The sequence below is a fragment of the uncultured Methanobrevibacter sp. genome, assembly GCF_947170395.1.
GTDB lineage: Archaea > Methanobacteriota > Methanobacteria > Methanobacteriales > Methanobacteriaceae > Methanocatella.
This window is the reverse complement of sequence record NZ_CAMVTE010000043.1, coordinates 1-13,230: the sequence shown is the minus strand read 5'-3', so window position 1 is coordinate 13,230 and position 13,230 is coordinate 1. Positions and strand designations below refer to the sequence as shown.

Below are 13,230 nucleotides of genomic sequence, written 5' to 3'. Positions count from 1 at the left end.
AAGCAGAAGCAGTCACATCACTGCCACAAGCAGTGTTAATGTCAGAACCACAAGCGGTAGAAATTACATTTTGTGCGATTTTAGATGAGAAAAATTTCTCATTATCATTCCATGCATTAAATTTCATAATTTATCACCTTAAATTTTAATAAAAGTAAAACTTTTATTTAATTATAGTATATTTCAGCAGATATAAAAAGAATAAAGTTACCTCCAGGTTACTTAAAACTAATTAATATTGATTAATAAATATTATAACAGTTTTAGGAGACATTACATGAATAATGATAAAAAAGCAGGAAAATGCCCCATGGAACTTGCCATGGAATTGATTAGCAGAAAATGGGTTATTCAAATCTTAAGAGATATGTTTTTTGGAAAAAAACGTTTTAATGAATTTAAAGATGGAAAATCTAATTTATCCAATAAAGTTTTAAGCAATTGTCTAAAAGAAATGGAAGAAAACGGACTTATCTCTAGAAACAGCGACGAGAATAACCAAAGTATTGACTACACATTAACGGATAAAGGAAAAAAACTTAATAAGGTAATTTATGAACTCGCAATGTTTACATTAACTACCGATTTGGGCAATGAATTCTATGATGATGAAACTAAAATCGAATTAGAGAACATATTCAAAAATACATTGATAAACAATTAGGTAATGGAACACATTCATTGCCATTAACCAATCCATATAAAGTTAATATTATACCAACACTATACAAAATATAAGCCCCTACCTAAAAACAGCCAAAACAGCCTTAAAAAATAATTAATTAAAAAACTGTTTTTATGAAAATAAGAAAGAATAATTATTGATTAACCTATTTAATAATCAATACCAAGTTATCATGTGCTAAAATAAATATTAAAGTTTAATAGATCTTATAAAGACAATAAATCATTTAAAAAGGATTTTGCCCGTATACTATACAAAATATTTACTACTTTTCGCTCTCAAATTATAATATAAAACTAAGAAGTATATATATTTTTATTACTTTTATTTATACCCATAATTTCAAAAATTTTATTACTCGTTTTATATAAAAAATATAATAAATAAAATATTTTGGCTCTTTCAAAAACTTGTGTGATTTTTTTAATTTTTAACGAAAAGTTATAAAAAATAAAATTAAGTCCGTTCTCAATATAGGAGACTCTGTTGATTAAAGCAATTTTTTTAACATAAAAAAATAAGTGTTGAGGAAGAATTATTTCCCCACATCTATTTTAATACAAAATTCTTAATGCCGATGATACTTAAGATTATGGCTATTATATAACCGATTAAGGAAATCACTGGCATATCGAAGACCATTGGTCCGAATGAAACAACAGAAGAACCGATTATAAGAGCACATACCAATGCGACTATTGTAACCTTATCGTTAATGTCGACTTCGAGCTTTATTTTAAGTTCTTCGTTTTCAATCTTGTGGATTATTCTTGTTAGAAGTTTCGGCAATGATTGAAGCATGTGCCCATACATGATTAGGTTGCTTTTCTTGCTTTTAATGTAATTTTTAGGGTTGATTTTTTCTTTGGCAATTTCTGCAGCAACACCCTTCACTGATGCTAAAACATCGATTTCAGGATCAAGATTATGTGCAACGGATTCAATCAGTGTCAATCCTCTTGCCATTGTGACAAGTTCGTTTGGTAGAATAACTCCATAGTCCTGCATAAGGCCAAGCAGTTCATTCAATATTCCATCGAAACGATTAAGTGAAACGCCGAAATACCTTCCAAACAAATCGCCCAATTCCCTTTTCAATGTTCTGGTATCAACATCATAATCCAATATGTCCATGTACATTAACTGATTTATCAATCCGTCAACGTCCTGGTCAACTAATAACAGTATTGCTTCGCAAAGGTTTCGTTTGAATTCATCATCAAATGACCCCATCATACCTTCATCAAGGTAACATACAACATTATCTTCAAGAATCAATATGTTTCCAGGATGAGGATCCCCATGGAAAAACCCATCAATAAACAGCTGTTGGAGATATGAATCAATGACATTTTTTGCCAAAAGCTTTTTGTCAAATTCATCGCCTGTGCTTGCATAAACGTCATTTAATTTTGTACCTTCAATGAATTCCATTGTCAGGACTTTTGAGGTACAGTATTTTGGATATGTTGCTGGAATGTGAATGTTGGGATTGTCCACAAAATTCATTTCCATGCGTTGCATATTCATGAATTCATTGTTGTAATCGATTTCCTTGTGAATGGAACGGTCGAATTCATCCATAACCCCCGGCAAGTTTATTTTTCTTAAATCGGCGTTAAATTTATCGGCACGATTGGCGACATATTTCATTATCTTTATGTCAAGGTCAATCTTATCAGTGATGCCTTCCTTTTGGATTTTGATAGCAACACGTTCACCTGTGATTAATTTTGCTTCATGAACCTGACCTATGGATGCGGTTGCTATATGTTCCTGATGGAAATCCTCAAACAAGTCATCAATATTTCCATCAAGTTCCCTTTCAACTATTGCCTTAACCTGTTCATATGTTATTTCCGGATTGTCATCCTGCAAGTTAGCCAATTCATTTGCAACCTTTTCTCCAACAATGTCTGGCCTTGTACTTAACAGCTGACCTAATTTAATGAAAGTAGTTCCCAGTTCCTGAAGCATGAGTCTTAATTTTACAGGAAGTTCCTCATCCAATAAGAGATTGTCTTCATCAGCAATCTCTTTTGAACGTATCTTGCTTTTTACGGTTTGACCTAAAATCTTGTCAAAGCCATATTTTTTCATTGCTTCTCTGATTTCGCCTAAACGCTCTTTTGTTTCTTTATCCATATCAATCCCTTAATTTAATTAGATTCAGCAATGCCTGCTGCTAAAAACAGTATTCCTTCCATGATCAAACATATTCCAACGATAATTGCAACGTATAACGGTGATGCAATTGCCGCAAAAGCAAGATAAACAACAACCATTCCCAAGATTACAATAAGTACTGATGCCAGTCTGGATATTGTATCGGATCCGAAGACAATTCCGGAAATACCTGCAAATATCAATACAAATGCAATCAGGTAGAAGTGGAATCCAACAAGGAAAGACAATGCATCTATTTTATAAATAAATAATAATCCGAATAGCATTGCACACATTCCAATCAATATGTTCAGAAGTGAAACATGAGCCATCATGCTCCATACAGAAAATCCGTCAATAATGCAAGCAAATCCGAATGCTATTAAACATATTCCTGCAATCCAGGATACTGCTTCTGCACTATACATCGGATATACTGCAAAAAGTATACCCATAATTATAAATAAAATTCCAAGTATTTTCTTATAATCCATAAATTTATCACCATTAATTATTATGTAAAAAATATTATTTATTCTTTAGGTGCAAAAAGAATGTTTTGGTGTTAAAATAACACTATTCTTCATTATTATCTTAACTGCAACAATACAAAGCGGAGAATCATTTTTAGTATTAAGATAGTAAAAATTTTTATATAAATATTAACATATGTATAATATGTACTACAGCACATAATAGATTTTAAATGGTGAAATAATGTCAGATGAAGAAAAAAAGTCATTTAAAGAAAAAGTAGAAGAAGCTAAAGAATCCAGCAGAATTAAAAGAGAAGAAAGAATCTTGAAAATGGAAGAAAAAAAATCCAATGCTAAAATCCAAGTTGAAGAAAAAAAATTAGCAAAAAAACAAGAGATGACTGAAAAAAAACTTGAAGCACACATTAATTTAGCAGAAATTCAAGTTGATGATGCTTTAGAAGATGCTGATGTAGCAATAGCTGTCTTAGAAAATGATGTTGAATATGTAATTGCAAATGAATTAGCCCCTGCTGATTTAGTTCTATTTAAAGCATCTAATATTTTGGAAGAAATCTTCTTAAGAACTCAGTTAAGAATACAAGTGGCTAAAAATGAATTGATTGCAAATCTTCAGCAAGATTTAGGAGACGTGCTTGAAGTGGCCATGCTTGAAGAAAACATCGCTGAACTTAAAGAAAAATCAGACCATTTAATCGGTACTTTAGAAGGTAAAATTGCAACAGAAAAAGATGAATTCAACGAAAAATACGGTGATGAATAACTTCATTACCACCCATTATTTTTTTTATAGTTACTTTTAGTTTTAGATTAAAATTTTTATAATCCTTTTTACTTAAATAATAATTAATGTATAGTTTTATTATTTGTTTTTTAGTATTGGTTGCATCGTACTTTGTTTACGGAAAGGTTGTTGAAAAAGCAGCTGGCGTAGATGAAACTCGCAAAACACCAGCATATAGGTTGCAGGATGGCATTGACTACATACCAATGTCCAAGATTAAGAATTTCCTGGTTCATTTTTTAAATATTGCTGGTTTGGGACCTATTTTCGGAGCCATACAGGGAGCTCTGTTTGGTCCAGCAGCATTCTTATGGATTGTATTGGGTACAATCTTCATTGGGGGAGTTCATGATTTTTTCTCAGGATTCATGTCCTTGCGAGATGATGGATTTACAATGCCGGATATTGTATCAAAGTATTTGGGAATCAAACTCGAAAAATTTGTTGCAGTTCTCATGGTTATCACAGGCATTCTTGTCTCAGCCACTTTTGCAAAGGGGGCTGCAGACTTGCTTGCTAACTTGACCAGTATTCCTGTACTTATCTGTATAACCATAATATTCATTTACTTTTTAGTTGCAACAGTATTTCCAGTTGACAAGATTATTGGAAAGGCATATCCAATTTTTGGAGCATTATTATTGATTATGGCAGTGGTAATGACTGGGGGAGTAATCTTAAATCCGGCGTACTCCATTCCAGAGTTTACAACACAAGGGTTGTATTTAACTGAAAAAAGTATTTTCCCTTATTTGTTTGTTACTATTGCCTGCGGGGCCATTTCCGGTTTCCATGCGTCCCAATCCCCTATTGTTGCAAGATGTATTGAGAATGAAAATGATGCAAGGCCTGTATTTTATGGTGCTATGGTCTTGGAAGGTTTGGTTGCCCTTTGTTGGGCGGCAATTGCAATGGCATTTTTCCACGGCCAGCCACAGCTTGCAGCAATTTATAGTGCAGCACCTGCAGTAGCAGTCAATGAAATGGCAACAGCATTAGTAGGTCCTGTTGGTTTGGTTTTAACCATTATTGGAGTTGTTATATGTCCAATCACCTCCGGTGATACTGCACTTAGAAGTGCAAGAATTACAATTGCCGACGAACTTAAGATCAACAACGAAAAAATAATGTCACGACTAAAATTGGCAGTGCCATTGTTTTTAATATCCTTTGGATTGACATTTATTGATTTCAGTTTAATTTGGAGATATTTTGCATGGTCACAATTGATAGTAGCTACAATAGTGCTGTTTGCAGCATCAGCATATCTGATGAAAAAAGAAAAGCAATACATTATTGCGTTGGCACCGGCAGTTGTGTGTACTTTGATTGCATTTGCATATATTCTGCAAGCCCCTGAAGGTTTAAGATTGCCTGCAATGATTGCCAATATAATTTCAGTTATTGCAACGGTTGTAATCACGGCAATATTTGTTAAAAAATGCAAATAGTGAAAATCACTACATTAACATCAGTGACTATTCAAACTGACTTATAAAAAAAAGAAAATCGTTGAAATATAATTTCAACTAATATTATTTTTTTGCCTTGATGTCTAAAGTTTCTTTTCAATTTCAATTCTTTACCTAAACGAGGATTCACTTCATCCATTTTCGCCTTTAACTGTTGCAAAACCTTATTCAACGAATCTCAATTCTGATAAGTTTCCACTATTAGCTAATACATTCTCAACGATTCTTGCTGAGGAATTTTGTCTGAAAAGAACCTTAATCAGTCACGATTTTTAAATTATTTATTCAGAAATGCATCAATCCTAGTCATGACATTTTCCCGAATATTGTCCCAATAGGCTGCATAGTCACACACATGAAGACTTGCAGGTCCGAAGATACTACCTACTCCAAGTTCTTCGGTTTTAATATAATAATCTGATAGAGTTGTACAGACCACTACGCCTCTTTCAAGGTCAAGCTGTGCATCTGCAAGACCTGGCTTATTAACCTGTATGTCTGATATTTCAAAACTTCCAAGGTCCATACTAATAATACGGTTCCCTATGTTTTCAGATGCTGGTGCATATGTATCATCTCTTTTCCAGTTCAGAGGGTTGATGGAAATAGCATTTTTAATAACAAGTGCATTTTTTTTGTTTTTATTTTCCGGTCCTTCTGTATTCCATGATACGATTACTCCTGTGTCATCTGCACCTTCGGCAAACTTCAAAGCAGGATTTGCTTTCAAATCATCAGGTGTGATGGAAAATCCAACTACATAAGCTGCCACCATGCGTTCCAGATATTCAGTATGCTCTTTGAAATAGTCACACAGTGCCATTCTCAGCATGACAGAGCCTTGAGAATGTCCTGCAAGAATGAACGGACGTCCTTGATTATAATGTTCAAAAAAGTAGTCCAATGCCGCATAAATATCTGTCCTCTGTTCATGAGTTTAAAATTCTACGAGTTCCTCATGTGGCCTTCCTGTAAGAGCACAAAGATTACTTTGACGGTAAAAAGGCTCATAAAGGTTTGTTAAATCCTCAAAAAGCACAGGTACCTGTAGATAAAAGTCATCCACGCTTTTACGAATCATAGGATCATCAATCGAAACAATTGCCGGCGCATCAGGTTCAGGGTTGATGTACAGTGTCGGATAAATGAAAAAGGTATCTACAGCCTTATCTGTGTTTTCAGGCAGGTATGCCCAGTTGTTTTCATCAGAATAGTCAGTAGGAACCCCTACTAGATTTGTAACTTTATAGTTCTCGTTTTTCTCTTGCATTTTTTATACCCCTATCGTATATTAATTAGTAATTTATAATTAACATTATTAACAATTAATGTTGGGCAGAGAATTTATAATTTGATGTGGAGAATCCATAACTGCACAGTCAGACATTAACGTTTTATTTTCTTTTTTCATCTGCATTATGTATGTTTAACATAATTTTTAAGTTATTATCAATTGGCTAAACTTATTTGAGGGTTGTAGTAATTTTGTCCTATACAGACTACTTTTTTAGAACACAGGATAATTTAATATTTTCATAACACACAAATCATACATTAACGACCCCCCCTCTATCTATTGAAAACCTTTTTAAAGTGACTTGATATGTGTATTAGGGTTTAAAAACTAATCCTGTATTAACAACACTTGCAGTTAATGTTAATGACAATCAATTAAATCAAAAATAAAAAAGTAACAATTGATTTTTATCAATTCTATCTTATTGGAAATATAAAATATGAAATAGTTAATGAATTGTTTTCCTAATAATTTTTCAAAAAATTTAAAGTCAATATACAAAAAAAGTATACAAAATATAATACTCTTTAGAAAAAAAGGCTAAATTAATTCCTTAAAAAAAAACTTATTTTTTAAAAATAAGAAAATATTACACTTAATAAAATAATCAAAAAAGTTATATTAAGTTAATGAATAAAAAACTTAGTATTAATGATTAATAAGTCCCAATAAACCTAAAATATAAAGATTTTTTGTTGCCCGTATATCATACAAAATATTTATTACTTTTAGCTCTACGCATTAATATTATGTTCCAAATTATATAAATTTTAAACTTATTCAACATTATAAAATACAAAAAATACAAAACTAGTGACAAAATATATTTAAAGAGTAATTAAAAAAACTTTAACTAATAATTTAAAGAAGGAAAGAGCATGGAAGATATGATTAATTCTTTAAAAGACTTGGGATTAAGTAGATACGAAGCAAAAGCATATATCGGACTTACAAAGATAATTACTGGAAATGCCGATGAAATTGCAGAAATATCTGACTTGCCTCGCTCTAGAGTTTATGATATTTTAAATGGACTTGAAAAAAAGGGATTTGTATCCATTCAAAGAGAACGACCTTTAAAATATGAAGCCATTGAGCCTACCGTAATTTTTAAAAAAGAAAAAGAAGAATTGATATCCAAATTGAATAAAACAGAACAAAAATTAGAAGAATATTATACCAACCAGATTTCAGAAATCCAAGCCCCGGTTTGGTTAATCCGTTCACCTGAAAACATCATTGAAAAAGAAATGGATCTTATTAAAAAATCTAAAAAATCAATAACAATGAGAATTGGATTTTTATTGCCTCAAGAAGGAGAACTTATGCTAAAAGCATTGAATAAACTTCCAAAAAATGTAAAAATAAGAATATTGGCAAATCCCGAATGTTATGTTGATGATGAAAAAATTGATATTCTCAAAATATTTGAAAAGAATAACCACAATAACTTAGAAATAATCCCTGCAGAATTGCCTCTGATGAAAATGTTAATTTGTGACGGGAAGGAATTATTCGGAACATTTGCCCAATTCAATAAAGAAAACAATTCTATTTATCCCCAAACTGCCATTGGAGTATGCAATAAATATGAAGATATCTGCAGTAACTTCGATTACCATTTCATCAAACAATTTAAACAGATTTCACAAACAATACCTAAATAGTGACAAAATACTTAATTAAAACTAATTTTAAAAGATTTATTATAAAAAAATTTTAGGTTATATTATGAAAGCTGAATCTGTTAAAATTACGGATGGGGTGTACTGGGTAGGTGCGCTTCATTGGAATACTAGAAGTTTCCATGGATTTGCAATACCTGGAACAACCTACAACTGTTACTTGGTTTTTGGCGAAGAGAAAGTTGCATTGATTGACAATGTATTTAGTGACGGAATGATTGATCAATTAAATGCCAGAATTGAAGATGCATTTGCCAAAGAAGGTCGTGAAGTCAACATTGATGTTTTTATACAATGCCATACTGAACTCGACCACTCCATAGGCTTAAAAGAAACAATCGATAGATTTCCAAAGGCAGAAGTATATGCCTCCCCGAAAGGTGCTGAATTTCTGGAAAAACAATACCACAACTATTCAGATGTTGAAATCACAACTGTTAAAACAGGAGACAACATTGATTTAGGCGGAAAAACATTAACTATCGTATCTGCACCAATGTTACACTGGCCAGACAGCATGTTTGTAATGTTTGTTGAAGAAGGAATATTATTCTCAAATGACGCATTTGGACAACATTTATGCCTGTCAAAAAGATATGCAGAAGATTATGATGAAGGATTCATTTTAAATGCGGCTAAAAAGTTCTATGCAAATTTAGTGGTATTGGGTGCACCGATGCTTAGAATGAAATTGCAGGAATTGACCGACGCCGGAATTGTTGATCAAATCAAAATGATTGCCCCATGCCATGGACAAATCTGGAAAGACCCTTCAAAAATAGTTAAGGCATATTCTGATTGGGCCACTGGAGTATGTGAAGACAAAATCACAATTATCTACGATACCATGCATCATTCAACTGAAAAGTTAGCATACCAAATCGCTGAAGGAATAATGAGTGAAGGTGTTGAAGCTAAAATCTACTTCATGCAAGAAGACTTTGAATCTGAAGTCGTCAATGACATTTTAGACAGTAAAGCAATTGCATTAGGCGCCCCACAATGATGAACAAACCTTTCCCCCGCATAGGAAATATGATGTACTGGCTGGATTGCCTTAACTTCAAAGGAACAACCAGCGAAAAGAATGCATTGATATTTTCATCCAAAGGATGGGGTGGCGGAGCAGTAGCAAAACTCCAAAGAGATTTAGAAAGTGCAGGATTCACAATATTCGATACATTAGATGTGACCTTTGTGCCTGATGAAGAAATGTTAACCGAAGCATTCAACAAAGGAGTGGAACTTGCAAAATCCATAAAATAAAGTGATAATATGGTTAATTTAGAAAAAGATATTGAAAAAGAAATTGAAAGTATAATTGGCAAATATCAAAAAAGAGAAGCTAAATTGCTAAATTATTTAATAGTTGATGATGAAATAACTTTCTTTTTGCCATTATCTGACAATAATGCTATCTCTGATGAAGATATTGAAAAAATCTCTGATATAATTAAAGGAGATTATATTTCAACTGAATCTATCAACCAAGAATACAGAATTAAATTTAAATATGGGTTATGATAATTAACCTTTATTTTTCTATTTTTTACATGAAAAAACTATAAAAAAATAAGCACCGACCTAAAAACAGCCAAAACGCCCTTTAAAAATAATTAATTAAAAAACTTTTTTTATAAAACTATTAAACGAACATGCCTTTTTATTATTAACTGGTTTAAATCATTAAAGTTATTATTTTATAGAGAGATAATATTGATTAATGAATATTAGGAAATTTCGTGAAAGGGATTTGAAAGAAATGATTATGATTTGGAATGATATTGTTGAGGAAGGAATTGCATTTCCCCAGGAAGACATTCTAAACTTGCAATCAGGAAATGATTTCTTTTCATCACAGACTTACACTGGTGTTGCCACAATAAATGAAAGAATCATAGGATTATATATCCTCCATCCGAATAATGTGGGTAGGTGCAGCCATATTGCAAATGCAAGCTATGCAGTATCGCCAGATATGCGCGGAAAGCATATTGGAGAGAAGTTAGTATTGGACTCAATTGAAGTTGCAAGAAAAAAAGGATTTCTAATACTTCAATATAATGCAGTTGTAGAAACAAATCATGCAGCACGCCATCTATATGAAAAACTCGGTTTTAAACAATTGGGCACCATTCCAAAAGGATTTAAGGTAAATGATAATCATTTCGAAAACATCTGCCCCTATTACATTGAACTTTGAAAAATACCGAAGATTTTAACATTCACTATTAATTTAGAAACTTGATTTTTAAGACATGAACAAACCTTGATGACATCTTAACTATTTGATTGTTAATGTTAAATGCAACAGTTTAAATTGGAAGTCCATTTTGTTGTGAGGATACCCTTTGCGTATATGCTGATTTAACACCAAATGAAAATTAATATTGGAAAACACTTTCTTGAGTTTCAAAAAAACATTTAATTAATAGGTAATGCTGGAATTACCGAACCTATTTAAATTAATACATGATTAGAATAAACTATGAGATCTAAAATTAGTGAATATGAAAATGTTGAAAAGGCAGCTCAAAAATTTGTAAAAAGTGTAGCTGAAGGAAACAGCAAATATGCAAAGGAATTATTCGTTGATGAGGCAGTGCTGTTCGGATATTTGGATGGGGATTTGGAACATGGATCCATTCAACAGTTCTATGACAATGTTGACAGTGTTGCTGCAGGCGATGAATTCCATGCAAGAATTGACGTGCTGCTTTTGGAAGAAACACTTGCTGTCGTTAGAGTATTTGAAGAAAGCTGGGGCGGAAGAATAGACTTTACAGATGTTCTTCTAATGCTAAAAATAGATGGCGAATGGAAAGCTGTTGCAAAAGCATATAATCAAAATTCAGACACAATTCAATAAGATTGGAATCTGAAAGAATTGCAACCAAACAAAACTCATTCCTTTTTTTATTTTTTTATATGGATAGTTATTAACTATTAAAATCAGATCTTTAATTATAAAAGAAGTAATAAAAGAAATTGATTAAATTTCTTCACTAAATTCATCAATTCCTTTGTTGACATAATGCCAAGGTGGAAATGGTTCACAATCATCAGTCGGATATCCTATAGGCAGCAAACACCTTGGTTTAATATTATCAGGCAAGTCAAATGCTTTTGCCACATCATTTGAGTCAAATAATCTAACCCAAACAGAACCGATACCAATATCCCAAGCTTTAAGCATCATGAATGTGCATACTATACTAGCATCCATTTCACCGGTAGTATATCCTATTTCAGTTTTACTTTTCCAGGTTTCATTTTCATTGGAACATATTAAAAACACAGTACTTGCATTATATATTGATGGAGATAATGTATTTATCTTATCCAATGCTTCTTTACTGGTTAATATGTAAATTTGCTGTGGTTGAAAGTTAACGGCAGTAGGTGCAAGCTGTGCTGCTCTTAAAATAGACTCTATTTTATCCGGTTCAACTTTCTCATTGCTAAATGACCTGACTGAATATCTTTCCCGGACAATATCATCAAATTCCATGTTCATTCATACTGATGGAAAACTTTTGCAATAATTCTCCATTTTCCATCTTCTTTAATTAAACTGTGGTAATCAATGAAATTCAATCCATGCCAATTTTCCAAGGTAACCTGAACGCTGGCTATGGTAGTTTCTACATTTATGATGTCAATGCAAACTTCAGCGTTTGAATCTGCACCAAATGCATCAACTGCTTCATATAATGCATTGATTGAACCGTTATAGTATTCCCCATTAAGATATCCATACATTAGTGCATTGTCAGTGAATGCTTCGCTCATCAGTTTACTGTCGCCTGTAGCGCAACCGGTTGTATACTTTTCCACAACTGCAACGATTTCTTCTCTTTCTGAAACTTTATCAGCCATATTTAATCACCTAATTTAAGTTTTGTTATTTAAAATAAGTTTTATCAGTTATAACTAGATTTTGTAATGCTGACATTACCAATTGTATTATAAATGGATAAAAGAAAAATATTATACATGAATGACAATGATGAGATATGCCCTGTAAATGAAACATTAAACTTATTTAATAGAAAATGGATTTTATGCATAATTCTTGATTTATTCGACGGAAAAACACATTTCAGTGAATTTCAAGAAGCAAATCCTACCTTAAGCAACTTCACGTTATCACAGACATTAAAATATATGGAAGAAAAAAAATTAATTACAAAAATCACACATGAAAACATTCGTGACAACACTGAGTACCAACTAACAAAAAAATCCAGAAAAGCAAATAGAATACTCTATGAAATGACAATATATGCACTTGATGAATTGGAATGCAGTAAATTCACCAATGCTAAAAAAGATAAAATCTTAAACAGGTATAAAAAAATACTGGAAATAGAATAAGCAATATTACGTGGAAAACAGCAAAAATACCTTTTAAAAATCATTATTTAAAACTTTTTTTATAAAAATAAGAACGAATAATAATTGATTAAACTATCTAATAATTAATTTTAAGCTAAAACAAGTAAAAATAATTTTTAAACTCTAACAAATCAAATTAAGCCCATAAATCATTTAAAAATCTTGTTGCCCGTATACTAACTCTCTTGAATCATTGCTAGAATACCCTTCGCTCCTCGAGTAACCCTCGAAACGGGCAGCCTATCC

At 32.0% G+C, this 13,230-nt stretch carries 12 protein-coding genes and 2 pseudogenes; 9 read left to right on the top strand and 5 right to left on the bottom strand.

Features of this window, described 5'->3' with window-relative positions; genetic code table 11:
- Positions 1 to 277 precede the first annotated feature (277 nt).
- Positions 278 to 664, top strand: coding sequence for a helix-turn-helix domain-containing protein (locus Q0W04_RS09665; RefSeq protein ID WP_298502648.1), 387 nt, complete (start codon positions 278 to 280; stop codon positions 662 to 664).
- A 570-nt stretch (positions 665 to 1,234) separates the two neighbouring features.
- On the opposite strand, the gene Q0W04_RS09660 is transcribed toward Q0W04_RS09665, so the two are convergent.
- A complete protein-coding gene (locus tag Q0W04_RS09660; protein ID WP_298502646.1) occupies positions 1,235 to 2,830 on the bottom strand; it encodes an AarF/ABC1/UbiB kinase family protein in 1,596 nt (531 codons plus the stop codon).
- Positions 2,831 to 2,844: 14 nt separating this feature from the next.
- Entirely contained in the window at positions 2,845 to 3,345 is a 501-nt protein-coding gene (locus Q0W04_RS09655) for a DUF308 domain-containing protein (protein WP_298502643.1), read from the bottom strand.
- A gap of 223 nt (positions 3,346 to 3,568) precedes the next feature.
- On the opposite strand from Q0W04_RS09655, the gene Q0W04_RS09650 reads away from it, so the two are divergent.
- Both Q0W04_RS09650 and Q0W04_RS09645 read left to right on the top strand, forming a co-directional pair.
- Entirely contained in the window at positions 3,569 to 4,111 is a 543-nt protein-coding gene (locus tag Q0W04_RS09650) for a hypothetical protein (RefSeq protein ID WP_298502640.1), read from the top strand.
- Between the two features lie 86 nt (positions 4,112 to 4,197).
- On the top strand, positions 4,198 to 5,583 hold the full coding sequence (locus Q0W04_RS09645; RefSeq protein ID WP_298502638.1) for a carbon starvation protein A: 1,386 nt from the start codon (positions 4,198 to 4,200) through the stop codon (positions 5,581 to 5,583).
- Between the two features lie 298 nt (positions 5,584 to 5,881).
- On the opposite strand, the pseudogene Q0W04_RS09640 reads toward Q0W04_RS09645, so the two are convergent.
- Positions 5,882 to 6,874: pseudogene (locus Q0W04_RS09640) on the bottom strand (DUF3089 domain-containing protein).
- Positions 6,875 to 7,779: 905 nt separating this feature from the next.
- Between Q0W04_RS09640 and Q0W04_RS09635 the strand changes: the two are divergent.
- The 5 genes and pseudogenes from Q0W04_RS09635 to Q0W04_RS09615 all read left to right on the top strand — a co-directional run bounded on the left by Q0W04_RS09635 (position 7,780) and on the right by Q0W04_RS09615 (position 11,455).
- Positions 7,780 to 8,568 (top strand): TrmB family transcriptional regulator, encoded by a 789-nt coding sequence (locus tag Q0W04_RS09635; protein WP_298502636.1) that lies wholly within the window; start codon positions 7,780 to 7,782, stop codon positions 8,566 to 8,568.
- A 64-nt stretch (positions 8,569 to 8,632) separates the two neighbouring features.
- Positions 8,633 to 9,852 (top strand): annotated as a pseudogene (locus tag Q0W04_RS09630) (FprA family A-type flavoprotein).
- Between the two features lie 9 nt (positions 9,853 to 9,861).
- Positions 9,862 to 10,110 (top strand): hypothetical protein, encoded by a 249-nt coding sequence (locus Q0W04_RS09625; RefSeq protein ID WP_298502632.1) that lies wholly within the window; start codon positions 9,862 to 9,864, stop codon positions 10,108 to 10,110.
- A gap of 199 nt (positions 10,111 to 10,309) precedes the next feature.
- The gene (locus tag Q0W04_RS09620; protein WP_298502630.1) at positions 10,310 to 10,789 is read left to right on the top strand and encodes a GNAT family N-acetyltransferase; all 480 of its coding nucleotides are present in this window, start codon (positions 10,310 to 10,312) and stop codon (positions 10,787 to 10,789) included.
- A gap of 285 nt (positions 10,790 to 11,074) precedes the next feature.
- Positions 11,075 to 11,455, top strand: a complete 381-nt coding sequence (locus Q0W04_RS09615; protein WP_298502629.1) for a nuclear transport factor 2 family protein — start codon at positions 11,075 to 11,077, stop codon at positions 11,453 to 11,455.
- Positions 11,456 to 11,578: 123 nt separating this feature from the next.
- Here the strand turns inward: Q0W04_RS09615 and Q0W04_RS09610 are convergent, their stop codons facing one another.
- Together Q0W04_RS09610 and Q0W04_RS09605 are read right to left on the bottom strand one after the other, a co-directional pair.
- On the bottom strand, positions 11,579 to 12,097 hold the full coding sequence (locus tag Q0W04_RS09610; protein ID WP_298502628.1) for a nitroreductase family protein: 519 nt from the start codon (positions 12,095 to 12,097) through the stop codon (positions 11,579 to 11,581).
- A gap of 2 nt (positions 12,098 to 12,099) precedes the next feature.
- Positions 12,100 to 12,465: a nuclear transport factor 2 family protein gene (locus Q0W04_RS09605; protein WP_298502627.1), complete on the bottom strand. Its 366-nt coding sequence runs from the start codon at positions 12,463 to 12,465 to the stop codon at positions 12,100 to 12,102.
- 93 nt (positions 12,466 to 12,558) lie between these two features.
- Here Q0W04_RS09605 and Q0W04_RS09600 point away from each other — a divergent pair, with 93 nt between their 5' ends.
- The gene (locus Q0W04_RS09600) at positions 12,559 to 12,963 is read left to right on the top strand and encodes a helix-turn-helix domain-containing protein (RefSeq protein WP_298502625.1); all 405 of its coding nucleotides are present in this window, start codon (positions 12,559 to 12,561) and stop codon (positions 12,961 to 12,963) included.
- Positions 12,964 to 13,230: the final 267 nt, after the last annotated feature.